Origin of the sequence: Legionella worsleiensis, from assembly GCF_001467535.1 — a bacterium.
Classification (GTDB): Bacteria; Pseudomonadota; Gammaproteobacteria; order Legionellales; family Legionellaceae; genus Legionella; species Legionella worsleiensis.
The window spans coordinates 239-24,918 of record NZ_LNZC01000022.1; the positions used below are offsets into that span (position 1 = coordinate 239).

Below are 24,680 nucleotides of genomic sequence, written 5' to 3' on the forward strand. Positions count from 1 at the left end.
CCATTCCGGGTAGCCTTGATGCAGCGACAGCGTAATCAAGGTTTATCGATGTCGCACCGCCAATTCATATTCACTAGTCCAACCCGTGTTGTGTTTTCATCATTAGTTCAGAAACAGGTAAAATAACCAGGAATTGGGCTGACTTGTTGCTTGAGCTTTTAGGTTGTTACGCTGTCGCTGCATCAAGGCTTCTTGGAATGGAGTTTTTAAGTTGTTTGGTTGTCCCTTATACGGCAGCCTGTATTAGACAACGTCGTAATACAGGTTCTAATCTTGCGATAGACCCTTGAAATACTCTGAAAAATCCCTGTATTACGACTTTGTCTAATACAGGCTACAAGTGAACAGAACAAGGATAGTAAACAGGCAAACACCTTAGGTGCTTGGGGAAAAGCATGAGAGGTAATGGTATTCATTCCGGGTAGCCTTGATGCAGCGTAAGCGTAATCAAGGTTTATCGATGTCGCACCGCCAATTCATATTCACTAGTCCAACCCGTGTTGTGTTTTCATCATTAGTTCAGAAACAGGTAAAAAAAACAGGAATTGGGCTGACTTGTTGCTTGAGCTTATAGGTGGATTGGGAGAGTTATCCCTTGATTACGCTGGCGCTGCATCAAGGCTTGGCTACTTGGCTGAAAATCACGCCTAATTTAGCCCGGGATTAAGCCAACTGGCTGAATCTCGGGTTTAGGTCTGCATCGATAGGTGGAAGATCATAACCTGATAAAAGTAGCATGGTCGCTTTAGAATAAATGCTCCTCAACAGGTGCGAAATGCTCATCGGTTTCGTTATTGCTTGCATTAAATACAGGGGCAGAATCTTCTTCAGCCGGTACCTCCCGGTCACGGAAATATTCAATGATGCCGTTTGGTTGATTGGGTTTGGCGAGTAATCCACTTACCGGGTCAATGCGAACAGCAACAACATTATCCGGTTGTTTTAATTCACTTTCGGGTTTGCCCTTTAACGCATCTCGCATGAAATCTATCCACAAGGGAAGGGCAAGGGTAGCGGCATATTCATGTAAAGACTTAGGATTATCAAATCCTACCCACACAGTAACCACTAAATCTGAGTTAAATCCGGCAAACCAGGAATCGACCTGATCATTGGTCGTTCCGGTTTTTCCAGCAATATCTTGACGGTTAAGGGAACGAGCTGCCCTTGCCGTTCCATGTTGAATCACATCTTTTAATGCAGAGTTCATTAAAAAGGCGATGTCTGCAGGGATAACACGTGGTGCAAGCATGGATGCGTCAGTTTTTTCATTATCACAAGGATCACACACAACAGCAGGTTTTGCTTGCAGTAATACCTTACCGTCCGCATCCGTTATGTGGTCAATGAGGTAGGGTTCTACTTTAAAACCGCCATTGGCAAACACGGCGTAAGCGGTCGTGAGTTCCATTGGGCTAATGGATAAGCTTCCCAGAGCCAAGGACAGTGCTTTAGGCAGGGATTTTTTGGTAAAGCCAAATCGGGTCAGGAAATCTACTGTATAATCTATACCTATATCATCCAGAATTCTGATTGATACGAGATTCTTGGACTGAACCAGAGCTTGCTTCATCCGAGTAGGGCCGTTAAATTTAAGATTAACATTATGAGGGCGCCAGAGTTTGGGCTGGCTTGGATCATCTACTACTATAGGCGCATCGTTAATCAGGGTTGCCAGATTGTAGCCATTATTCAAAGCGGCAGCATAAACAAAAGGCTTAAAGCTTGATCCGGGTTGTCTGCTGGATTGAGTGGCTCTGTTGAACTTGCTCTTTTGGAAATTAAAACCACCAACCAGTACTTCTATGGCGCCATTTTTAGGATTAAGAGCAACCATGGCAGATTCTGCTTCGGGAATTTGTGCCAGCTCCCAGTGTTTTTCAGTCGAGTGGACATAAACAACATCCCCAACTGCCACGACTTGTTGCGCCCTGACTGGCGATTTACCTACCCAGCCTTTTTTTAGTGCTGGTCTGGCCCAGGATAGGCCTTCCCAGGGAATTATAACGGTTTGGCCGTTGGCAAGAGCCGCTGTAGCTTCTTTTTCACCTACTTCGGTAATCACTGCAGGCAGCAGGGTATTCAGCTCAGGGTATTTTTTTAAATATTTTTGCCGAATTTGCGGTGATTGACTGTCTTTTTCCCCTATGGTGGCAACAGGACCTCTATAGCCATGACGATGATCATATGCGATCAGATTCTTTTCAACGACCTCATTGGCGGTATTTTGTAATTTGCCATCAATTGTCGTGTACACCTTGTAGCCCTTGGTATAGGCATCAGGGCCAAAATTATCATAAAGAGACTGGCGAATCATTTCGGCAACATAAGGGGCACTGACTTCGATATTGGTGCCATGGTATTTTGCGGTAATGGGCTGGTTGATTGCGTTTTGATATTGTTCTTCGTTGATGTAGTGTTCTTCTAATAATCGTTCCAGAACATGATCCCTGCGTTTTTTAGCCGCCAAAGGATTTGCCACAGGATTTTGTGTAGAAGGAGCTTGAGGAAGACCTGCTATCATTGCCAGTTCTGCCAGATTGAGTTCATTGAGCGGTTTACCAAAGTAAACCATGGCGGCAGCGCCTACGCCATATGCCCGATTCCCCAGATAGACTCTGTTGAGGTACAACTCCAGAATTTTTTCTTTACTCAATTCCCTGTCTATTTTAATAGCCAGCATGATTTCGTTGAATTTACGTAAAAAGGTTTTTTTACGGCTCAAAAAGAAATTACGTGCTACCTGCATCGTAATGGTACTACCACCCTGAGATTTGGTACCTGTTTTAATCATGCGCACCGCAGCACGACCCAAACCCATTACGTCAACACCGGGATGTTCAAAAAAACGTTGATCTTCTGTTGCGATCAGTGCCTGAACCAGTGTTTGCGGGATTTCATCATAGGTCAAGGGAATTCGTTTTTTTTCACCGTATTCCTGTATGAGTAAGCCCTCTTTACTGAAAATCTGTAGAGGAACCTGTAATTGAACTGTTTTTAGCGAATCGACATTGGGGAGCTGACTTTCCAGATATAGATACAAAAGGCTGCCCGCAACCAATAAAAGAAAAAACAGGCTCATCAGCGCCCAAAGACCTTTACGCCAGAAGTATGCCATTTTTTTCATAGAATTTAATTATCTTCAAGTGTGGATAATCATGCATTATACAGCGATTCTTGCTGACATTGCGAGTTTTGTTGGAAAAAGGGCAGCTACATAATAAAAAAAAGGTCATTTCTGCCCATAAAGGGCAATTATTTCCGGTTTGTCACAGAAGTATATCAGGATATAGCCCATGGATAATGGCACGAACTTTTAGCTTTTGGTGCTTTGTTGGCAGATCAGAGGTATCTGTTTTACAGCTCGTTACAGTTTATGGGGCATGGTGTTTTTGATGAGAGGTTCGCCATTGGTTTATTCAAAACCAATGGCGAACCAAACGGTATTCCTAAATGCCCAGATCGGATGATTCAGGTGGTACTGTGTTGGTAGTTCCCATTAATCTTGGAGCCCTGTCCAGGCCAAAGAAAGAAGAGGTACATGCAAAACCATTGATAATAGGTCTGGGCATTTGTACGGGCTCATCAAGCAGTCTAGCTTGTTCGCTTAATTGTTTCTGTTGCTCAAGTAGTTGTTGTGCTTGCTGTTCCATTAACCCGGTGAGGTAGGTGATGGAGTCTTCTTTTTCTCTGAGGAGACTGGCAAGTTGGGATGAATTGGCCTGAAGTTCTGCCAGCTGTTGCGTCAGCGATTCGACGATTTGTTTTTGTTCTCTGTTGTCTTGTTCCAGAATTGAGTTGGTTATCTTCATCTCAGATACTAATATGGTGTCCTGATGCTCAAGACAGATGTCTTTGGCCAATTCCCAGATTTTATCGTCAGAATCTTTATGAGTAATTTCCAGGGTTTTTAGAACCTCTTTTTTAAGAAAAATCCCTGAATTACAAAAATAATTTCCAACGTAAGCATCATTAATACACCCTGGTAAAGAAATTAGCTCCTGGGGGCCTAAATCAGACTGATGTTTCGTGACCACATAGATACTTCCTTTAGGAGTGTTTAAACACCCCTTTATATCAACGAGTAATGTGAATATCTGTAATGTATATTTATCAAGCTCCTCGGGTGTAAAGGATGTTGTTTTGTTCAAATAAGAGTGAATTAGTACGATTTCATTTAATAGATATTCAAGAAATGGCCGTCTGGCTTCATATCCAATGGTACAATTTTTAATTATGTTTTCCAGATTTTGGATAAAACCCGATCTTCTGATTAATTCTGTTGCGTACTGTCTCGACTTTGGTCTTGTCTCTGCGATATCGCGAGCTGTGATGAGTTTTTTGGAGGCTAGGCTGTCGTGATAACGAATAATCACTGTGGCTAGAGAATACATTAATTTTTCAATTTTAGTCATTTAAAACTCCTTTTTAAAACGTAAATCAATACTCCAAATGTGAAAAACAATGGCAGCTTGGTTTTTCACTATATTAAATGTTTTGCATCAGCGCAAGTATTTATTTACTGGTACATTAGTTGTAAAAAACATACAATAAAATGAGTTTATTTGTCCCTTTGTGTTTTTATAAAAGCGAAACCGCTTTTTTTTGCTGCGTTTTGTTATCTGTTTGTTTTTAACGCACCTTCTCAAAGTGCAACACTAAAAAATCCAAATCCGGCTGCTGATGAACTGTTGGCCTCAGGCAAGAGCAAGGATTCTAAATCACTAATTTTTTGGGTCAGGTGTTCAATTGTTTCTTCCTGCCGTTTTACGGTTTCTTTCAGGCGAGTTTCCGTTACTGTGCTTATGTTTAATTGCTCGTGCAATTGGTAGAGGGTCAGTAATTGTTTTGCAATCGTGGAATGTAACTTTTTTTGTTCTTCTTCTTGAGCACGAAACTGTTCTTGTAATTGATATATTTCTTCGTTATCGAAAGCTGAATGTGGAATTGAATTGTAAGTTAATTGCGCAGTAAACTCAGGAATCAGCAAAATGTTTTGATGTTCCTGACACAGTTGCATGGCAAATTCGTCGAGTTCAGCCTGAGGGGCATGAAGCGTCAAATTAAATCTATCGAGTATTTCTTCTTTCAGGATAAGGCCTGAGTTGCACAATTGACCTCTGCTGTAATAGTGATTATCAACAAGGCCATCCAGAAAAACGGTGCTTCCTGGGCTTAAATCGGTATTATGGTATCTTATTGGGGATTTTGTTCCTTTGCTATTGGCTAATAAGTGTTTAAGATCGGTTACTAGTTCGATAACCTGGGTTGTGTATGCTGCAAATTGACCAGAGCTAAATGAACTATTCTTATCAACAATACTTTTTAAAAAAATGATTTCGTTAACAAGGTAATTAAGAAAAGGTTTTCGATCATCATGATGTTTGGTGGATTGCTCGATTAAATCCTGCAATTGGGTTTTAAAATCAATTTCGGTGTTACTCATTATTTCTTTTGCCAAACAATGCGTTTTTTTTCTTAAAAGTACCTCATCACGTTCCGTAATTTTTAATGTCACACCGGGTTGCTTGTCATGATAGCGAATCATCACTGCAACCAGTGAGTAAAGTAACTCTTCACATCGTGTCATTTAAAACTCCCTTTAAATGCAAAAAAGAAGACATTGCGTGTTATGAACTACATGTTGAATTTCACTATATTTAATCATGACTCCCAGCGCAAGTTTTATACGGCATAAAATCTCATTAACTACCCACCTTGCAATTCCAGGGATACGCTTCGTTTTACTCGGGATGAGGAGGGTAGTTATAAATCTTTCATCATCCTTTACGACTAAGGTATGTTGACAATTCACCGCTGCCTACGTGCCGTGGCTTCTCCACGGCATCCAGTAGCTCTCAATCATTGGCAAATTTCTTCATATAGATCGCACCATTCGGGATTAAGTTTTTCAATTAGATTTAATTTCCAGTGTCTTGGCCAATTTTTGAAACGTTTTTCACGGCGAGCTGCTTCAATATACAACTCATCCATTTCATAATAAACCAGCATGTGTACGTTATATTGGGCTATGAAGCCGGGTATGAATTTATTTTTGTGCTCATTAGTCAGAACCATTTTATTATGACTTTGCTCCTCTTAATCAATTTATTAGAAAGTTCATATTTTAATTGAACCATCTACTGGATGCCGTGGACAAGCCACGGCACGTTGGCGTTGGTGAATTGTCAACAGACCCTACTGCTTAATAGAAAAAAATAATGGTTCAAGAGAACTGAATCTAAATGATTCCAATTTTCAGTATCTTACGTTACCATCTGAAATACATAAAAAGATAACAGATCATAAATAAACAAGAGCGCTTTAGGGGCTGCAAGGGAGATACAGGGAGATAAATCGGGTGCTCAAACTGTTTAAACCGAAACATCGTGCCATCCTGGGCATAGACATTAGTTCTTCGGCCGTTAAAATTCTGGAAATTTCCGGAACAGGAGAACACCTTTGTGTCGAGGGATATGGTCGTCAACTGCTGCCCCCCAATGCTCTTGATGGCAACGTCATCAAGGATATTGATGCGGTAGCCAGCACTATTAAACAGGTGATACAAACGGCCAGATTAAACTGCAAACAGGTTGCTCTCGCCGTGCCGGATTCTGCTGTAATCAGTAAAGTAGTACAAATGAATGATGGCTTGAATGATGCCGAACTGGAAGAGCTTGTTGTTATTGAAGCCGATAAATACATTCCTTATCCCATAGACGAAATTAATCTTGATTTTGAAATTTTAGGCCACTCTGCAAAAAACTCCGCTATGGTCGATGTTCTGATTGTTGCCTCTCGTGCAGAAAATGTTCAAAGTCGGGTTGAAGCAGTAACTCGTGCTGGCCTGGAGGCAAAAATAGTTGATGTAGAGTCTTATGCTGTAGAGCGGGCAGCGCAACAACTTGCAGCAGAATTACCTGCTGGCGGTCAGGATAAAATAGTTGCTATTGTTGATATCGGAGCCAATTATACGCATCTTTTTGTTTTGCATGGGATGAAATTGATTTTTTCGCGTGAGGAAAAATTTGGGGGCATGCAATTAATTGATGCGATAGCCGAACATTATGGTATGCCGCACGAACATGCTTTAATTGCAAAAGAGCAAGGTAAATTGCCGCCTGATTATACTACCGAAGTTCTCGAACCTTTCAAGGAAATGGTTTTATTACAAATTAAACGAACCCTGCAGTTTTTTTATTCATCAAGTCAGCACGGATTTGTTGATCATATTTTGCTTGCAGGGGGGCTGGCTCGTCAGGAAGGGTTGGCTGCCTTGATTCAAGAACAAATCGGCGTATCGACTACAGTGGCTAACCCCTTGTTGCATATGGTGCCTGGTAAAATGGTAAATCTGGAATCGATAAATAACGATGCCCCTGCTTTGATGGTTGCTTGCGGGTTGGCCCTAAGGCATTTAGAGTGAAACATGACTGAAATCAATCTGCTGCCATGGCGTGAATACAAGCGAGAGCAAGAAAAAAAGCTCTTTACTACCTTCTCTTTGATGGGAATAGCCGGTGCAGTTGCTGTTGTTTTTCTGGTTAATTCTTACGCCACGCATTTGATAAGCAATCAGACCGAGCGAAATAGCCTGTTACAAAAGGAAATCACTATTCTTGATGGTAAAATAAAAGAAATAAAGGCACTCAAACAAATTCGGGAGGGATTAATTTCCCGCATGTCCATAGTTCAGAATTTGCAATCCACCCGAACCTTGATGGTGCATTTATTTGATGAATTGATTAAGGTCATGCCCACAGGAATTTATGTGACCAAGTTGGAGCGCCAAAATGATGTAGTAACTGTGTGGGGATATACTGAATCAAATACGAATATCTCTGAACTGATGCGTAATATAGAAATGAACGCCTGGGTTCAGGCTCCTGTCTTGACCGAAATCAAGAAAATGGATGATAAAAAACAAGCTGCAAACAGTGAATTTAAACTAAGTTTTGTTCTTAAACCTAAATATTAAATGGGTAACCTTTTATGAATGCCGTTAATTTAAGCGAACTCACCCTGGAAAATGTTGGTCAGTGGCCTGTTGCGGTAAAAGTTGGGGTTATTGCCGGATTAAGTTTAATGATTATCGCTTTAGGTTATTTTTTAATTATTAAAGCCAATTTTGAACAATACGACACGCTGCAAGCTCAAGAGACTACGTTAAGAGCTGAATTTGAAAAGAAAGAGCATCAAGCATCTAACCTGAAAGCCTACCAAAATCAGTTGTTACTCATGAATGAGCGTTTTGGTGCGATGTTAAAGCAGTTACCTGCAAAAAACGAAATGCCGGGGTTACTGGAAGAAATTTCCAAAACCGGAGTAGAATCAGGATTAAAATTTGAATTGTTTGCTCCACAAGCCGAGGTAGTTCATGATTTTTATATAGAGCTGCCGATTAAAATAACAGTGGTTGGTACCTACATGCAATTGGCTGTTTTTTTGAGTAGAGTAGCAGAGATGAACCGAATTGTGACCTTACATGAGTTTAGTATTCAGGGCAAATCATCTAAAGACAGTAAAACGGTCTCAGAGGATGAATTGGTGATGAACATTACGGCTAAAATATACCGATACAGAGCGCAATGATAAATTTCAGACAACAAGTACATGCAGGGCTGGTAGCAATTTTTTCATTGCTGCTTTGCGCATGTTCAGGCGATAAGAGTGATTTAATCAAGTACATCAATGACATGAAATCACGTCCTGCCAAAGCTATTGAACCCATCCCCAAATTTGCCCCATTGCCTGTTTTTAAATTTCCCGAAAACGATCAGCGGCGCAGCCCATTTACCCCTGTTGTTTTAAAGAAAAATGCCGATTTATACGCTCCTGATCAAAAAAGACTCAAACAACCTTTGGAAGCTTTTCCTTTAGATGCATTAAAATTTGTCGGAATTTTAGAGCAGGACTCAGTGATCTGGGCTTTGATAAAACAACCCGATTCACAGATATCCCGGGTCAGGAAAGGGGATTATATGGGGCAAAATTACGGGCGAATAATCTCTATTACACAAGAGCAGATTAAGCTTGAAGAAACGTTAAAAGACTCAGGGGCGTGGATAAAGAAAACAACCACACTTAAATTGGATGCTGGCAACTAGGAGCGCAGGGTGCGAAAGATTATCGCTATTTTGATTTTATTAGGGGCAGGTTTTGGTGTGGCATTTTCCCAGGACAATTCCTTGACCTCAGTGAAAGTCATTCCCTTGCCCGAGGATAGAGTTCGTATCGATTTTCAATTTACGCATCCATTAAAACAACTTCCAGCCAGCTTCATTACCCAAAAACCCGCTCGAATCGTTTTGGATTTTATCAAGACCGATCTGCATGTGCCAACCGAACAAAAAATGAAAAAAATCGAGTTGGGCTCCTTAAAAACGTACACCATGGTCGCAGTAGCAGATAGGGTTAGGGCAATATTAGACCTTGATCGTACCGTTTCTTATTCGGGGAGCGCAGCAGGAACTGTTTATAGCCTGGTTTTAAACGGTAAAAGTAACGAAATATATCAAAGTAATAAAGAATTGTTTATTACCAATCAGGTCGTTAATGCCAAATACCAGATTAATAAAATCGATTTTCGTGGAAGAGAAAAGCAGGGAGGACGAGTTGTTGTCGATGTTTCAGACTCCAGCATTCCTGTTGATGTAACTCAGGTTGGTAAAGAAGTAGTGGTTAATTTTATCAACACCAAGATACCTGTTCATTTGATGAAGCGCTTTGATGTTGCTGATTTTAATAGCCCGGCTCAGGTGATTACCATGCAGCAGGATGGTAAAAACGTACGCATGACCATATTGAATAAAGGAGATTATGGTCACTTTGTATATCAGGTGAACAAGCAGTTTATGGTTGATATTTTCCCGCTGAGCGCTGAGGAAATGAAACAGGCGAAACTTAAAAAGCAAGTCTTTACCGGCAAACGAATTTCTTTAAATTTCCAAAATATTAATATTCGGGCGGTGTTACAGTTACTTGCTGATTTTACCGGAATAAACATGGTAGTAAGTGATAAAGTACAAGGAGATATTACCTTGAGACTTAATGATACCCCGTGGGATCAGGCTTTGGATATCATATTAACTACTCAGGGACTGGATAAACGTAAAACCGGTAATGTCATGTTAATAGACACCAAAGCCTCTTTGGATAAAATGGAAGAACAGCAGCTTAAAAACCAACAAACCATTGAAAAGCTGGAGCCTATACGCTCTGATTTGATTCAGATTAATTATGCAAAAGCTGCCGAAATTGCACTGTTAATCAAAGACAAACAAAATTCTCTTCTGTCTCCCAGAGGCAAAATCAGTGTTGATGGCAGAACCAATACTTTATGGATTCAGGACACCGGGCTTAAAATTGAAGAGGTTAGAGACTTAGTCAAGCAATTGGATGTAGCGGTAAAACAGGTTCAGATTGAAGCCCGTATTGTTGAAGTCAATAAAGATTTTAGCCAGGATCTTGGAATTAAATGGGGGGTTTCCAAACCTACTCATCTCAGTGGTACTTTAGAAGGGGCGAATCAGTTGCAATTACCTGCGGGAGTTGCCAACCCCGCTAACGTGCCTATTGCCCAACGCTTGAACCTGGATTTGGCTGCTGCGCCAAATAATGCAATACCCGCTTCTGTTGGTATAGCGCTGGCCAAATTGGGCAATAACATTTTGCTGGATCTGGAGCTCTCGGCACTGGAAAGTCAGGGGCAAGCCGAATTGATTTCCAGTCCCAGCGTGATTACCACCAATCAACAGCCTGCGGTTATTGAATCAGGTAAAGAGATTCCTTATCAGGAGTCCACCTCAAGCGGTGCCACTGCGGTAGCATTTAAAAAAGCAGTGTTGAGTTTGAAAGTAACCCCACAAATTACGCCTGACAACAAAATCCTGATGGAATTGCAGATTAATCAGGATGCTGATTCCGGTGAGCGCGTTCTGGGTGTACCTATTATTTTGACCAAGCAGATTCAGACTAATGTTTTGGTGAATAACGGTCAAACCATTGTGCTTGGCGGAATTTACAAACAAGATAAAAACAAATCCATCAAACGCATCCCTTTCCTGGGCGAGCTTCCTGTGGTTGGGATATTGTTCAGTAACAAACAGATACGATTGGATAATGAAGAGTTGCTCATTTTCATCACTCCGAGGATAATAACCAACTCGCTGTCGATTACAACAATACAAGGCCGTGAAAAAGAGGTGTATAAATAAGCTCAATTAAGCTCATAGATCTGATAAACTGTAATTTTAGAGGATTTTGGTATCTATTCGTTGTAGAATAGCGCAAATTTGTATTTGCCCTGTGAGTATAAATTCATTATCAAGTAGATAAGCAGTAAATTTAAGGCGTTTTAAAAGTGAATCTCGTCTACGAAATTTGTTTAATAGGATAAATCAGCTAAGACGTGTATTTAATTTGTTGTTATAATGGCGGTGTTAGTTATAACACAACAGTTAATGAGGTGTGTAAGAAAAAATGAGCATAGTTAAAGTACGAAACATTTTTCTCATTGGCCCCATGGGTGCTGGAAAAAGCACAATAGGCCGTGCTTTGGCAAAGGAGCTCAAACTGGAATTCTATGACTCGGACGAAGTCATTGAAGAGCGCGCCGGTGCCGACATATCCTGGATTTTTGACATAGAAGGCGAGGAAGGATTCAGACGCAGAGAGCAAAAGGTTATTGATGAATTAACCCAAAAAACCAACATCGTTTTAGCAACAGGCGGAGGAGTGGTCATTACTCCTGAAAACAGAAATGCTTTGGCTGGACGGGGTACGGTTATCTATTTGAAAACCTCTTTGCAACAACAATTTGAACGAACCAAACGAGATACCAAACGTCCTTTGTTGCAAACAGAAGATCTTGAAGGCCGATTAGAATCATTAAGAGACGAACGTGAGCCATTCTATGACGAGTTGGCAGACGTTAGTTTTGAAACGGATAAATTAACTGTAAAGGCTGTAGCGAATAACATTATAAAATACATTTATGGCGAAGTTTGAGGTTTTTACCCAGGTTGATGTCTGTTTGCCTGGATGTCACTATCCCATAATAATTTGTCGCAAGGGTCTGCACGACTCCTCGCTTTTATGCCAGTTGATTCCTTCGCAACAAGTGCTCATTGTAACCAATGATACTGTTGCGCCACTTTATTTGGAGTCCATTGAGGCTGCTTTGGCATCAAAGCAGTGTGACACAGTAGTAATACAAGACGGCGAAGCGTTTAAGAATCAACACAGTTTATTCAGTATTTACAATGCATTGATTCATAACAGACATCATAGAGATACTACTGTTGTGGCTCTTGGTGGCGGCGTGATAGGTGATCTTGCCGGTTTTGCTGCTTCAACATACCAACGAGGGGTGGGGTTTGTTCAAATTCCAACTACATTGCTTGCTCAAATCGATGCTTCCGTTGGCGGTAAAACAGCAATTAACCATTCTTCAGGTAAAAATTTAATAGGTAGTTTTTATCAACCCAATGCTGTATTAATCGATTTAAACAGTCTGGATACATTACCTGACAGAGAGTTTCGTGCTGGGTTAGCAGAGATGATAAAATACGCTGTGTTAGAAGGCGGTGATTTTTTAGACCATCTTATGGCCGCACTGCAACAGGGATTAACTTCTAAAAGTCATGAGCTTCCTGAGTTTATTGCTCATTGCTGTCGAATTAAGGCTCATTATGTTGCTATGGATGAAAAAGAAACTGGGCAACGAGCACTGCTCAATCTTGGTCATACTTTTGCCCATGCTTTGGAGGCATATACCTATTACGAACGATGGCTGCATGGTGAAGCGGTAGCAATTGGGTTATATTGTGCGGCTGTTCTATCCCATAACCTGGGATTACTGGATTTTAAATACGTTGAGTTGATTGAACAGATGTTGGAATATGGCGGTTTGCCGCATAAAATACCTGCATCAATTGATTTGATACGTTTAATGGATTTAATGCGTCTTGATAAGAAAATTAAAAATAACTGTTTACGTTTTGTTGTAATTAAAAAGCCTGGTGAATGCTTTCTTGATGACCAAGTGAGCACTCACTGTTTGCATAATACACTTATTACAGCTGTAAAAGGAGAATAAAAATGACAGATGGATCAATTCAGCCTGATGTTGGTGCTGTAAATCAACCCAGAATACTTTTCAAACCCGGAGCATGGTTAGCCAAAATCGATTTTATTAATCATTTGGTGTTATTTAATAATGTGCTCATTACCTTACTTTCAGAAAAAGAAGGCGGAAAAACATCCTTTAGCACCTTGTTACAACAACACGTGGATCAGCAAATAAAACCCGTTTTGCTGACCGTTAAGCCGCCATTCGATGAGCGCCACATCATTAGCGACATTGCTACCCAATTGTATTTAAATGCCAGCTCAGACACCCATTTTGCATCCATAGTCAAACAAATTAACGAACGCAAAGCCCATGTTTTACTGATTATTGACGATGCGCAAAATTTACCTGAATCTTTTATCAGAGAGGCTCTTTTTTCAATAAAAAATCAGGAAGACTTTGGTTTTTTTCATCTATGTCTGATTTCAGATTATTCACTAGTTGCCACACTGAACCAGCTTGCCGTAGATCAGTACAGTAATTTAATACACACCATTGAATTAGGGCCATTGAATGAAAATGAAACAAGAACCTATGTTTTACAACGTGCAATGAATGGTCGATTAATCAATAAACCTCTAACTGAAGCACAGTTCAAGCAATTTTATCAGTTGACCAAAGGAAATCTGGCGAAAATAAATTCTAATCTGGAATCTTATATTCAACAGTGTTTAACCCAAAAAGGCACCAATACCCTAAAGATTATAAAACACACCTTTACGGCTTTAGCCGCAGTTGCTGTTGCCGGGGTTTCATATCTTTATTTAAACGGGTTTAATACGGATAATTTCTTACCACAAAAAGCTCAACTAACTACCACAACGTCAATAGAAACTGTAGTCGCTGAATTAAAACCACAACCAGTTGAAGTACCGCCCCAGAGCTACATCGCTTCATGGCAGGATTCTTCCACACGTCAGATAATGCATTACGCTCTTCCCAAAAAGCAGATTCTCGATGATTTTGATGATGAGCAAGAACTAAACACCGTTGCTGTTGTTGATAAAGTCGTTGTTATTCCTACGGTTAAAGCACGAGAAGAACTGGTAGAAACACAACTTCCCTTAACGCAGACTGCTGCTGTTTTAGAATCCAAGCTGGTTGAGTTTAAAAAGCCCGAACCAGAGCTAATAGCGAATAAAACAGACTCGCAAAAATCCGGCGGTGCTCTATACACCATCCAGCTTGCGGCTAGCCACAATATTAGCGATATTCATCGTTTCCGAACCGTAAACAAGTTGCTTGAAAATACTCGAATAAGGCATTTTACCAATGCAAAAGGCGGCTGGTACATATTAACTCTGGGTGAGTACAACAGCAGAGCCCTTGCTCAAAGCATGACTAATAAATTACCACCAAAGTTAGCAAAATTAAAACCATGGATTAGGCCAGTAGCCGGCCTGACGGATCAAGGCTAAATAACAGGGAAGGGCGCATTAAGCCCTTCCGTATTTTGCAAAGATCATGGGACTTGTTGACAATTGCCTCCTTTGTCTGTGTGCCCCAGCGTGTTTTGGGTATCCATTACATTGTGATAAAAAAATTAATTTCTTATTAACTCATGGATTAATGATTTTATTTAACCCTTAACACCAGAGCGGGGTTCATACATGACGTGGGGAGTTACTTTTTGCAGGGACAGAGACTTGTATTTATATTGCACATATTGCTTATTACTTCTTTTTAATATATGATGCACAATTGCTCTTTATTTAGACTTATTGATCGATGCCATGACTGTTATCCTGAATACCCAAAAAGATAAATTTTTTATTGCACTAGGCAAGCAACATGATCATTCGTTTGTCATGTTTGGTGTCTATGATCAAAATAAAGTGCGCCGTCTTCTGTGTCGGGTAGGAAAACATAAATATGAGCCTGATGACGAGAAAACCAACATAATTGTGAAGGGCGTCAGGAATCTTTCAAATTTCTTTTTTTCCAGTGTGAAGGCGAAATTAGGCTCAGAGCCTATCTATAAAAAGAAACCATGTGTTGACCCCATCAGTTACCAAGCTTATGAAGCAACTTATGAGCAGTATCTTGAGTTAATTGGAATAATCGAAGGTGTTAGTCAAAAGAAAAGACCCATATGGTGTTTTAAGCCATATGATCATAACGACGATTATGTTTTACTCACAGAGAAGAACTCGCGAGTAACCCAGAAAACAGATCATCACAAAGAAATTAAAGATAATGTAGAATCCTTATCAGTATCCAATACATGCAGGCATACAGCGATTAGATTAGTTGAGGAAGTGCTGAAAACTCCGCTTAGCCCTTCGATATCTTCTCGTTATTTTGTCGATTTCTTATGTAAAACCCAGCTTGTTCATGGAGTTCCTTCTTCTGACATTCCTTTCTACGTATTACCAATACCACCCAATCAATTTACCACGCAAAGTCCGGCACATCAGGATATCTTAAAAAAGCTCTACGCTCGAATGGAGCATCTGATTACCCTTGATCCCAATTCAGTTGCGACTATGGAAAAATTTAACAGCATTAAGGCACAATACAATCAGCTGGCCGGTTCACCCGCACTTAGCCTGGAGCAGTTACTGGAAAGTATCCAAAGCTGGAAAGAGCGAGATAAAGCTCTTTTGAGTACCTTGAGAAAAACCTATATTTGGGATTTCTTTTTAAACCGATCCTCGGCAACTATGGATACCGTCAATGAAATTGAGAGCAGCCTTAAAAACGACAAAAACGGCTTGAAGTAACCGTATCAGGAACATTGCAGACGTGGTTTGTTAGACAGGTATTTGTGTCGGTTAAGATGCTGTCTCAATTAAATCCACTTATCCGTTTTTGTAGCCGTCTTTACATGCCGGGGATTTTAATACCGGGGATTGTTTTTGACTCCATTCCAATTCAGTATACAAATGCATACTTAACGCATGCAATCCGCTATCAAATTCATGCTTTAACAGCTGGTTAACCATTCGGTGCCGTGCTATTCGGGTGGATTCGTTAAAGCGGGAAGAGACCATAATGACCTTGAAATGCGTTTCTGCTCCTTCAGGTACGTGATGATTTTTAGATTCATCCTCTACTGACAAAAACAGGGGAGAGAATTCTTTGGATAACAGGGTTTCTATATTTGTTCTGCGTGACATACACTACTCGCTGGTGTTCGTGATGCCTGATTATATCCGGGAAAATAAGCCGGGCATAGTGCTGTGATGATTGTGCGGATTTAGGCCTCGTTTAAATGAGTCACCAATCCATATAAGTAGCCTGTAATAGACAAAGTCGTATTACAGGGTGTCCAATCTGGGAATGTTTTTTCATGACAGGGTATCTCTGGTGCGTCTGTTTTTTAGGGTGACTTGATGAGATAGGGAATCTGACCTCCTGTATTACGACTTCGTCTAATACAGGCTACAATTGTTGTTTGAGCAAGAGGGGTGTTGTGTCATCATTTCCCTAACCAGGTAAGGCGAGAGCAGAGGGGGGGACAGGTTGGATGATCTTATTTTAGTTTATTGTGTCACTATATGACAAAAAATGTCAGTTTGTTTTCGGGCAGGGGTTATGGATGAAAAAAATCTGGTGCTGCTTTCTACTTTGAATTTGCAGATTTAAGGAATCTCAAGGAGTTGGCAAATTGTGTCAACACGTTACAGAACATAGCCTTGGTAATCACGTTGATTTTATTTGATTTAGCTGTAACGCTTATGGGTATAGCCTGCTGGAATGGAAAAGCGCTGTTGGTGGGCTGGGATTTTTTTGCTTCATAGTGACAGTACTTGGTAGGGGCGGAAGATGATAAGGAGGGTTGCCTTTTATTTTAAGGGTAGTTTCATATAATGCTTGCTGGTTTTGGGGTTTGGTTGAATAATGGCATTTAAAATGCAGCCTGTAACACCCAGTTCAATAAACTGGCACTAAGTATGCATGATATTCAATGTCACTTAATTTACGGAGATGGACATGAAACAAAAGGGTTTTACACTGATTGAATTAATGATAGTGGTAGCTATTGTGGGCATCCTTGCCGCAATTGCCATTCCTGCTTATCAGGATTACACCATCAGGGCACGTGTGACTGAGGGTTTATCATTGGCATCTGCGGCTAAACTTGCCGTGTCTGAAACTGCTATAACTAATAATGCGTTGCCAGCAACAGAGGCAGCTACGGGATACACATCCCCTCCTGCAACGCCTAATGTTCAAGATATCTCAATAGCTGACGATGGTACAGCACAGATAACTATTACGTACACAGCTGCTGCTGGTGGTGGAACTATTATAATGACCCCTGCGCTTGGGGCAAATGGGGATGTAACGTGGACTTGTACCGCCGGAACCCTTCTGACCAAATATCGCCCAGCAAGTTGCAGACCTTAATCTCCTCCCTAAAAAACCGCCTCCAGAGGCGGTTTTTTTTAATGCTGGCATCATTAATCTTTAAAGTCTTTAATTTAAACTGTATTGGACGGTTATTTTTTATTTCAACCGGGGTTTACGATAGGGTAAAAGTATCTGATTTGAGTGCTACTAAAAGATTCTTGATCTTCACTTGAACTCTTTGCAAGACAGCTATTCAAGCATATTTCTGCATGCCGTTGTCTCAGAAGGATGCTATTATAATCAGGTACTAATTCAGTAATCGATTTGGAATAACCATGAACAGCTCACTATCCGCACTCGAGGAACAACGAGTTCTTAAAATATCCATAGCCGTGACCTTTATTTTGGCGGTAACCGGTATCTCTTTTGGATTATTATCCGGTTCGCTGGCTATAGTGTTTGATGGCATGTTTAATATGGTGGATACGGCCATGTCCATACTGGCTCTGCTGGTGGCACGACTTTTAACCAGTAAGGGAAGCCGGCGTTTTCAGTACGGTTATTGGCATGTAGAACCCATGGTGCTGGTGTTTAATGGCAGTGTGCTGATTTTGATTTGTGCCTATGCTCTGGTGAATGCGATAGGCAGCATGTTGTCTGGCGGACGAGAACTGGATTTTGACTGGGCTTTCATTTTTGCTTTTTTAATGTCGGTGTTATCGGTGGTGATGTATGTGTACGTCCGGCACAAAAACATTAAGCTCAACTCGGAATTTTTACGGTTGGACACACAGAGCTGGCTGATTTCAGCGGCTATTTCAACCTCCTTGCTGATTGCTTTTGGTATTGCCACCTTAATGAATAAGACCGTTTATGACTCTCTGACGCCCTATGTGGATCCGCTTATTCTGGCTGTTGTGACGTCTTGTCTGATTTTTGTACCTGTGACAGCGATTCGTGATGCGATGCGCGATATCTTTCTTATTGCCCCTTTTGGACTGGATGAAAAAGTCAGGGGATTTTTAGATGAATTAACCGCACGTTATGGATTTAAAACCTATTCGAGTTATGTTGCCAAGATAGGCCGTGCCCAATTTATAGAAATACACATAGTCGTTCCTCAGGGGTACCCTGTTGCAGGTATTGAGGCTTTGGATGCCATTCGCCAGGAAATAATAGGGGTTATGGGAGGGGATGATCCGCAGCTGTGGTTGACTATTGCCTTTACAACCGATGAGCGCTGGATTTAGGTACACGCCGCTCGAAACCAGCGGTATGCACCCGGGAAGTTAAATGAATTGGAAGTCTATTCTTAACGGTTGTTAAGCTTTTTGGCGACTAATTGATTTTTTAAACGGACGTAATCCGGCATGCCGTTCAGGTAATTGGGATAGGCTTCGCCTTGAATCAACGGCGATAAATAACGTTTGCACGCAGGCGTTATGCCCATTCCGTCTTCTGAAATAAATTCAGCTGGCATGGCTTTTTCCTGATTGGCAACCTCTGACAAAGCTACTTTGCCTATAGACCATTGATAGGGTTCATCCTGCTCTCTGATGATGACGGGCATGATGGCGTTATGGCCTTGAATGGCGTATTCCACAGCGGCTTTACCCAGGGCGTAGGCTTGATCCACATCGACTTGCGAGGCAATATGGCGAGCGGCTCTTTGCAGGTAATCCGCAACTGCCCAGTGGTATTTTAGTCCAAGCGCTGATTTAACCAATTGCGCAATAACAGGAGCAACGCCACCAAGTTGAGCATGGCCAAAGGCATCTCTTAATCCTGCATCACTCAAAAACTTGCCTTCTTTGTTACGTATTCCTTCAGAAACAACAACCACGCAATATCCGTATGAATCCACACACTCTGCCACTTTAGCGAGGAATCGTTCAGGATCAAAGGCCACTTCAGGCAGTAGAATAATGTGCGGTGGTTCTCCCTGGTTTTGGCTGGCAAGCCCGCTGGCTGCTGCTATCCAGCCGGCATGTCGCCCCATCACTTCCAGAATAAACACTTTGGTGGATGATGCCGCCATGGAGGCTACATCAAAGCCTGCTTCTTTGGTGGAAATAGCAACGTATTTGGCAACCGATCCGAAGCCTGGGCAGGCGTCTGTGAAGGGCAGGTCGTTGTCTACTGTTTTGGGTATTCCTATGCAGGTAATGGGGTATCCCATGGTTTCACCCAATTGGGAGACTTTATGGGCAGTATCTTGGGAGTCACCACCGCCATTATAGAAAAAATAGCCTATGTTATGTGCCTGAAATACTTCAATCAGGCGTTTGTATTCGTCGCTATTGTTGTTTAACTTATAGCGGCAGGAGCCAAAAGCGCCAGAGGGTGTTTGCATTAATCGTGCTATATCGGCATCGCTTTCCAAAGAGGTGTCTATGAGCTCCTCGTTCAAGGCGCCAATAATTCCATTTTTGGCCGCATAAACGGTTCCAATGTGTTCAGGGTATAATTTTGCGGTCTGGATAACACCACAGGCAGAGGCGTTGATCACGGCAGTTACGCCACCGGATTGAGCATATATTGCATTTTTTACAGCCATTTTTTCTCCATTAATTTATTGGAATTATTGAGTTTTATACTGCGTATTGATGTTCGTATTCGTTAATCACAGCGTCTATGCTTTGAATTAATTCCGCAAAAACGGTGGATAATTCCTCGATTTTTGTGGTGCGTTCTGCCAATTTTTCTAATTGGATGACGTTCTTTTGCAAGACAGGAACACCGCAAAAACAGCAGGCGCCATGTAATTTATGCGCCAGTGCGCCCAAGGCTTTGATATTTTGGTGATGCATTAGCTGGATAAACTCTTCCCGATTCTTATACAGCTCTTCTATAAATTTTGCCAGGAATTCTTCGGCAAGTTCCTGATTGCCTGAAACTTTTTGGACGCATAATTGCCAATCTATCGCTGAGTGCTTGGCTCGGTCTATGATGCGCAGAATCTGGATGAGTAATTGTTTTTCGTCTATGGGTTTTTGCAGACAAAAATCCACACCGGATTTTTTCAAATCCAGAGTGCTGATGTCGCTGCTGTTGGCACTGATTAGTACTATAGGGGTGTGTTTGTTCAGCAGTGATTTTTGGCGAATCATGCGGGCTGCTTCAAGGCCATTGAGTTTGGGCATTTGCAGATCGAGTAGGATAATATTGAATTTTTTATCTTTACAGGCATCTACTGCCATTGCACCGTCATCAACCGCAGTAACATAAGCGTTGTCGTTGAGTAGGGATTGCAGCAGCATTTTGTTCACTGGATTGTCTTCGGCCAGCAATAATTCAGGGTGTAAAAAACGTAACTGTTTACGCAGGCTGTCCAATTCGGTATTGGTTGTTTTTTCTGTGGCGGAATCTGCATTGAGTGATTCGATGAGGTCCTGTAATTTTTGGATGCTGATGGGCTTGTATAAAAATCCATGCGCTCCAAGTGCCATATAATCGCTGATAGGCCACTTGGATATCAGGACGCAGGGCTGATGCGCATGTTTTTTGATTAACTCGGCGACCTGCAGTTCACATCCTTGATTGACATTGATGAATGCGATTTTGCAGTCTTTATTTTTATCCAGTGCTTTGGCGAGTTTGTTAAACGAATTAATGGCAACACATTCTATGCCCCAGTACCCCAGACCATTGCACAATGCTTCCAGATGCAATGGGTTGTCATCAAAACACAGAATTTTTAAGTGCGCAAAGCGGTGGGTCTGATTTTTTTCAATTTCATAGGCAAGTAGTTTTTCAACTTTAATACGTGCGGCAAAGGTTGAGCCTTTGTTTAATTCGCTGGTGAGACTGATACGGCCGTGCATTTCTTCGCAGAGCTTTTTGCAAATCACCAGACCAAGCCCCGATCCACCGTACCGACGGGTGATGCTGGTATCGGCCTGATTGAAAGCGGTGAACAGTTTGTTTTGATCTTCTGGAGAAATTCCTATTCCAGTATCGGTAATGGTAAATAACAAGGTATAGTCTTTTTCGGTTTCGATGTCGATTTTGGTGCGAATCAACACATAGCCATGATCGGTGAATTTAACCGCATTGGTTACCAGATTACTAATAATTTGTTTGATTCTGAAGGGGTCGCCTAATATGGTTTTGGGTACTTGAATGTCGGTGATGGGGATTAAATCGATTCCTTTTTTGTGTGCATTGGGGCTTGCCAGAGCAAGCACTTCGTCTACACAGGCTCTGATGTCAACAGGAATGCAATCCAGATGCAATTTACCGGCATCAATTTTTGAAAAATCGAGAATGTCGTTAATTATACCCAGTAAATCTTGAGCGGATGATTTTATGGTTTTTACGTAGTCCAACTGTAAAGGGTCCAATTTGCTTTCCAGCAATACATTGGTAAAGCCTATAACGCCATTCATAGGGGTACGAATCTCATGGCTCATGTTGGCAATAAATTCTGATTTTTGGCGGCTTTTTTCTTCTGTTTTTTTCTTTTCCAGTGACAACTGGATGTTTTTTTCTTCCAGCAGTTCCAGACTTTGTTGCAAATCTTCTGTAGCTACTTCTATGTGCTGGTTGAGATCGCGCATGGTATTGAGGTATTGCTTTTGCAAATGCGCACAGCCCTTTTCAATAATACCTAATTCACCCTGGCTTACGACTTTTATTTCGGTTTCAAATTCATTACGCAAAATCTGTTTCATACTGCGGCGTAACCGGGAAATGGGCATGTAAATTCGTTTTGACAGGAAATAATGAATGGTTAATCCCATCAATAAGCCAAACAGGGTGATAAAGATGGTCACAATAAGCATTTGATAACGCTTGATGAGCATGGATTGGGTATCTATGTCTATAGACAGCCACCCCAGAATGTCATCCGCCTGAAAGGCAATGGGGCTTGGGATGTTTTTAAACAGGGTGCTGCTGGAGTATAAATTGAATTTGGGGATGGTGATGGGAGCGATAAAATTAATGGTAAAGGGATTTATATGCTTGCTTTCAATGTAATCACCCGTGAAATCAGGTGGATTAAAGGGTTTATGAATGGAATGTTTACCCCCACGATAAGCAAGCAGTTGCCCGCTGGCGTTATAAAAGGCCAGCGCTTTAACCTCGGGGTTGATGGTTGAGGCGTTAATCAGTCCTTGTAAGGTGCGATCATCATGGCGCAATAGAGCAAATTGTGCTGCGGGAAGCAACTGTCTGATGTAGGCTTCCCCCAAACGGGACATGTGTTGATTCAGATCTTTGCCGAATTGGCCATTGTAAAAAACAGCAAAAAGCAAAGCAACCAGAAAAGCTGGAATGAGTGTGGTGATTCTCAGTTGATATTTAATACCAATACTTTTCAACATAACTCCCGTTTATACTGAATTTGAGCGGTTGAATCTTTGCGTTGCTGGTAAAGTCGGCTATTATAGCCCGATTATTTTACTCCTTACAACGGATGATATTATGACTGTCAGAACCCGATTTGCTCCAAGCCCTACTGGATTTTTACATGTGGGGGGAGTGAGAACCGCTTTATTTTCCTGGTTATATGCCAAACGTCATCAGGGGCAATTTATTCTGAGAATAGAAGATACGGACAGGGAACGCTCAACAAACGAGTCCGTGCAGGCAATTTTGGACGGTATGGCCTGGTTGGGTATGACCTGTGACGAGGGTCCTTTTTTTCAAACTGACCGCTATGCCCGTTATAACGAAGTGGTTCAACACTTCCTGGACGAAGGCAAGGCATATCGCTGCGTGTGCAGCAAGGAACGTCTGGAATCGCTCAGGGAGTCGCAATTGGCCGCTAAGTTAAAGCCCAGATACGATGGTCATTGCCGCAATAAAAATTTACCTGCGTCTGATGCTCCCTTTGTAGTTCGTTTTAAAAATCCTGACAGCGGTATCGTATCGTTTAAAGATGAAGTGTATGGTGACATTCATGTCAATAATAATGAGCTGGATGATTTGATTTTAATTCGATCTGATGGGCATCCAACGTATAATTTTGCTGTGGTTATTGATGATTTGGACATGAAGATTACTCATGTGATTCGAGGCGATGATCATATTAATAACACGCCAAGACAAATTAACCTGTTCAAAGCCTTAAATGCTCCCATACCTGTTTTTGCTCATTTACCTATGATCCTTGGTGATGATGGCAAGCGTTTATCCAAAAGACATGGTGCCGTTAGTGTTTTGCAGTTCAAGGAGATGGGTATTTTGCCTCATGCCTTGTTAAATTATCTGGTTAGACTCGGTTGGTCTAACGGTGATCAGGAGCTTTTTAGTGTTGAGGAAATGATATCCAGTTTTGATTTAAAAAATGTAAGCAGAGGTGTGTCCAGCTTTAATTACGATAAACTGTACTGGTTAAATCAACACTATCAAAAAAGCGATGAACCTGAATTGGTCGCAGAAGCCTTGAGCTGGCATTTTGAGCAAGCTGGAATTGATGTGACTAAAGGCCCGCAACTTAAAGATTTAGTCTTGACCCAGGCTGAGCGTTGCAAAACATTGGCCGAGATGTGTGAGATGAGTCTTTATTTTTACACCGATTCTATTGAATACGATGACGATGCGGTGAAAAAGCATTTACGCCCGGTAGTTCTTGAGCCTTTAGTTGCGCTTTATGAGCGATTTAAAACTTTGGAGGATTGGCAAAGAGATCATTTGCAAGAGTGTATTAACGACATTAGTGCGCAATTTGATATAAACATGAGTAAAATTGCTCAGCCTTTACGTGTCGCTGTAACGGGAACAAGCATGTCGCCATCCATAGATATGACTTTGACTTTACTGGGTAAACAGCGAGTATTAGATCGTCTTGAATGTGCTCTTGAAAAAATTCGTTTACGAGCAAGTGCACAACAGTAGCGGACATAATTTTAGTGCTTTATGAGGTGTTTTATCAGAATTTTAATCGTTTTTAATCATTCGGTTATGTAGTTTTTTTGGGGTTGTTGTTTTGGCCTGGATTTATCTCTTTTCCTAAATACTCCCTTGTTCCCAAGTGGAGAAAGGTTGGACTCCGTACCGCACGCCCCCCCTCATCCCCAACCCTTCTCCCCCTAGGGGAGAAGGGAGGATTTGAGTGGAAATTGTTTTTTATGATTATTACTTTGCTTTGTCATCATTCATCAGTTTTTTTGTACCGTACCGTACCGTACCGTACGCCCCCCCTCATCCCCAACCCTTCTCCCCCTAGTGGAGAAGGGAGTGATTTGAGTGGAAATTGTTTTTTATGATTATTACTTTGCTTTGTCATCATTCATCAGTTTTTTTG

At 41.4% G+C, this 24,680-nt stretch carries 18 protein-coding genes and 1 pseudogene; 12 read left to right on the forward strand and 7 right to left on the reverse strand.

The window, feature by feature from the left end; translation table 11 throughout:
* Positions 1 to 745 precede the first annotated feature (745 nt).
* The 4 genes and pseudogenes from Lwor_RS08690 to Lwor_RS08705 form a co-directional block, all read right to left on the reverse strand.
* Entirely contained in the window at positions 746 to 3,127 is a 2,382-nt protein-coding gene (locus Lwor_RS08690) for a penicillin-binding protein 1A (RefSeq protein ID WP_058493501.1), read from the reverse strand.
* A gap of 322 nt (positions 3,128 to 3,449) precedes the next feature.
* A complete protein-coding gene (locus Lwor_RS08695) occupies positions 3,450 to 4,415 on the reverse strand; it encodes a hypothetical protein (protein ID WP_058493502.1) in 966 nt (321 codons plus the stop codon).
* Between the two features lie 230 nt (positions 4,416 to 4,645).
* Positions 4,646 to 5,590 (reverse strand): hypothetical protein, encoded by a 945-nt coding sequence (locus tag Lwor_RS08700; protein ID WP_058493503.1) that lies wholly within the window; start codon positions 5,588 to 5,590, stop codon positions 4,646 to 4,648.
* A gap of 272 nt (positions 5,591 to 5,862) precedes the next feature.
* Positions 5,863 to 6,063: pseudogene (locus Lwor_RS08705) on the reverse strand (GIY-YIG nuclease family protein); the annotation flags it as partial.
* Positions 6,064 to 6,361: 298 nt separating this feature from the next.
* On the opposite strand from Lwor_RS08705, the gene Lwor_RS08710 reads away from it, so the two are divergent.
* The 9 genes from Lwor_RS08710 to Lwor_RS08750 all read left to right on the forward strand — a co-directional run bounded on the left by Lwor_RS08710 (position 6,362) and on the right by Lwor_RS08750 (position 15,855).
* Positions 6,362 to 7,426 carry a pilus assembly protein PilM gene (locus tag Lwor_RS08710; RefSeq protein ID WP_058493504.1) on the forward strand — a complete coding sequence of 355 codons (1,065 nt, stop codon included), beginning with the start codon at positions 6,362 to 6,364 and terminating at the stop codon, positions 7,424 to 7,426.
* A 3-nt stretch (positions 7,427 to 7,429) separates the two neighbouring features.
* Positions 7,430 to 7,978 (forward strand): PilN domain-containing protein, encoded by a 549-nt coding sequence (locus Lwor_RS08715; RefSeq protein ID WP_058493505.1) that lies wholly within the window; start codon positions 7,430 to 7,432, stop codon positions 7,976 to 7,978.
* Positions 7,979 to 7,992: 14 nt separating this feature from the next.
* Positions 7,993 to 8,592, forward strand: coding sequence for a type IV pilus inner membrane component PilO (locus Lwor_RS08720; RefSeq protein WP_058493506.1), 600 nt, complete (start codon positions 7,993 to 7,995; stop codon positions 8,590 to 8,592).
* On the forward strand, positions 8,589 to 9,107 hold the full coding sequence (locus Lwor_RS08725) for a pilus assembly protein PilP (protein ID WP_058493507.1): 519 nt from the start codon (positions 8,589 to 8,591) through the stop codon (positions 9,105 to 9,107). Before Lwor_RS08720 ends, Lwor_RS08725 begins: the two co-directional genes overlap by 4 nt.
* 9 nt (positions 9,108 to 9,116) lie before the next feature.
* The gene (locus Lwor_RS08730) at positions 9,117 to 11,216 is read left to right on the forward strand and encodes a type IV pilus secretin PilQ (RefSeq protein WP_058493508.1); all 2,100 of its coding nucleotides are present in this window, start codon (positions 9,117 to 9,119) and stop codon (positions 11,214 to 11,216) included.
* Between the two features lie 265 nt (positions 11,217 to 11,481).
* Positions 11,482 to 12,009: a shikimate kinase AroK gene (gene aroK / locus Lwor_RS08735; protein ID WP_058493509.1), complete on the forward strand. Its 528-nt coding sequence runs from the start codon at positions 11,482 to 11,484 to the stop codon at positions 12,007 to 12,009.
* Positions 11,996 to 13,099, forward strand: coding sequence for a 3-dehydroquinate synthase (gene aroB / locus Lwor_RS08740; RefSeq protein ID WP_058493510.1), 1,104 nt, complete (start codon positions 11,996 to 11,998; stop codon positions 13,097 to 13,099). Before aroK ends, aroB begins: the two co-directional genes overlap by 14 nt.
* A 2-nt stretch (positions 13,100 to 13,101) precedes the next feature.
* A complete protein-coding gene (locus Lwor_RS08745; RefSeq protein WP_058493511.1) occupies positions 13,102 to 14,550 on the forward strand; it encodes an SPOR domain-containing protein in 1,449 nt (482 codons plus the stop codon).
* Positions 14,551 to 14,865: 315 nt separating this feature from the next.
* Positions 14,866 to 15,855 (forward strand): hypothetical protein, encoded by a 990-nt coding sequence (locus Lwor_RS08750; RefSeq protein WP_058493512.1) that lies wholly within the window; start codon positions 14,866 to 14,868, stop codon positions 15,853 to 15,855.
* Positions 15,856 to 15,933: 78 nt separating this feature from the next.
* On the opposite strand, the gene Lwor_RS08755 is transcribed toward Lwor_RS08750, so the two are convergent.
* Entirely contained in the window at positions 15,934 to 16,251 is a 318-nt protein-coding gene (locus Lwor_RS08755) for a BolA family protein (RefSeq protein ID WP_058493513.1), read from the reverse strand.
* A gap of 817 nt (positions 16,252 to 17,068) precedes the next feature.
* Between Lwor_RS08755 and Lwor_RS08760 the strand changes: the two genes are divergently transcribed.
* Both Lwor_RS08760 and Lwor_RS08765 read left to right on the forward strand, forming a co-directional pair.
* Positions 17,069 to 17,485, forward strand: coding sequence for a pilin (locus tag Lwor_RS08760; protein WP_058493514.1), 417 nt, complete (start codon positions 17,069 to 17,071; stop codon positions 17,483 to 17,485).
* Positions 17,486 to 17,763: 278 nt separating this feature from the next.
* Entirely contained in the window at positions 17,764 to 18,678 is a 915-nt protein-coding gene (locus tag Lwor_RS08765) for a cation diffusion facilitator family transporter (RefSeq protein ID WP_058493515.1), read from the forward strand.
* Positions 18,679 to 18,740: 62 nt separating this feature from the next.
* On the opposite strand, the gene Lwor_RS08770 is transcribed toward Lwor_RS08765, so the two are convergent.
* Together Lwor_RS08770 and letS are read right to left on the reverse strand one after the other, a co-directional pair.
* On the reverse strand, positions 18,741 to 19,985 hold the full coding sequence (locus Lwor_RS08770; RefSeq protein ID WP_058493516.1) for a 6-phosphofructokinase: 1,245 nt from the start codon (positions 19,983 to 19,985) through the stop codon (positions 18,741 to 18,743).
* Positions 19,986 to 20,019: 34 nt separating this feature from the next.
* On the reverse strand, positions 20,020 to 22,755 hold the full coding sequence (gene letS / locus Lwor_RS08775; protein ID WP_115091057.1) for a two-component system sensor histidine kinase LetS: 2,736 nt from the start codon (positions 22,753 to 22,755) through the stop codon (positions 20,020 to 20,022).
* 100 nt (positions 22,756 to 22,855) lie between these two features.
* Here letS and gltX point away from each other — a divergent pair, with 100 nt between their 5' ends.
* Positions 22,856 to 24,271 carry a glutamate--tRNA ligase gene (gene gltX, locus Lwor_RS08780; RefSeq protein ID WP_058493517.1) on the forward strand — a complete coding sequence of 472 codons (1,416 nt, stop codon included), beginning with the start codon at positions 22,856 to 22,858 and terminating at the stop codon, positions 24,269 to 24,271.
* The last annotated feature ends 409 nt before the right edge of the window (positions 24,272 to 24,680 follow it).

Bases quoted from the DNA above. Each gene is read 5' to 3' on its own strand.
- Lwor_RS08690 (WP_058493501.1), bottom strand. From the start codon at position 3,127: ATGAAAAAAATGGCATACTTCTGGCGTAAAGGTCTTTGGGCGCTGATG.
- Lwor_RS08715 (WP_058493505.1), top strand. From the start codon at position 7,430: ATGACTGAAATCAATCTGCTGCCATGGCGTGAATACAAGCGAGAGCAA.
- Lwor_RS08755 (WP_058493513.1), bottom strand. From the start codon at position 16,251: ATGTCACGCAGAACAAATATAGAAACCCTGTTATCCAAAGAATTCTCT.
- Lwor_RS08745 (WP_058493511.1), top strand. From the start codon at position 13,102: ATGACAGATGGATCAATTCAGCCTGATGTTGGTGCTGTAAATCAACCC.
- Lwor_RS08700 (WP_058493503.1), bottom strand. From the start codon at position 5,590: ATGACACGATGTGAAGAGTTACTTTACTCACTGGTTGCAGTGATGATT.
- Lwor_RS08760 (WP_058493514.1), top strand. From the start codon at position 17,069: ATGAAACAAAAGGGTTTTACACTGATTGAATTAATGATAGTGGTAGCT.
- aroK (WP_058493509.1), top strand. From the start codon at position 11,482: ATGAGCATAGTTAAAGTACGAAACATTTTTCTCATTGGCCCCATGGGT.
- Lwor_RS08720 (WP_058493506.1), top strand. From the start codon at position 7,993: ATGAATGCCGTTAATTTAAGCGAACTCACCCTGGAAAATGTTGGTCAG.
- letS (WP_115091057.1), bottom strand. From the start codon at position 22,755: ATGTTGAAAAGTATTGGTATTAAATATCAACTGAGAATCACCACACTC.
- Lwor_RS08725 (WP_058493507.1), top strand. From the start codon at position 8,589: ATGATAAATTTCAGACAACAAGTACATGCAGGGCTGGTAGCAATTTTT.
- Lwor_RS08770 (WP_058493516.1), bottom strand. From the start codon at position 19,985: ATGGCTGTAAAAAATGCAATATATGCTCAATCCGGTGGCGTAACTGCC.
- Lwor_RS08695 (WP_058493502.1), bottom strand. From the start codon at position 4,415: ATGACTAAAATTGAAAAATTAATGTATTCTCTAGCCACAGTGATTATT.
- gltX (WP_058493517.1), top strand. From the start codon at position 22,856: ATGACTGTCAGAACCCGATTTGCTCCAAGCCCTACTGGATTTTTACAT.
- Lwor_RS08750 (WP_058493512.1), top strand. From the start codon at position 14,866: ATGACTGTTATCCTGAATACCCAAAAAGATAAATTTTTTATTGCACTA.
- aroB (WP_058493510.1), top strand. From the start codon at position 11,996: ATGGCGAAGTTTGAGGTTTTTACCCAGGTTGATGTCTGTTTGCCTGGA.
- Lwor_RS08765 (WP_058493515.1), top strand. From the start codon at position 17,764: ATGAACAGCTCACTATCCGCACTCGAGGAACAACGAGTTCTTAAAATA.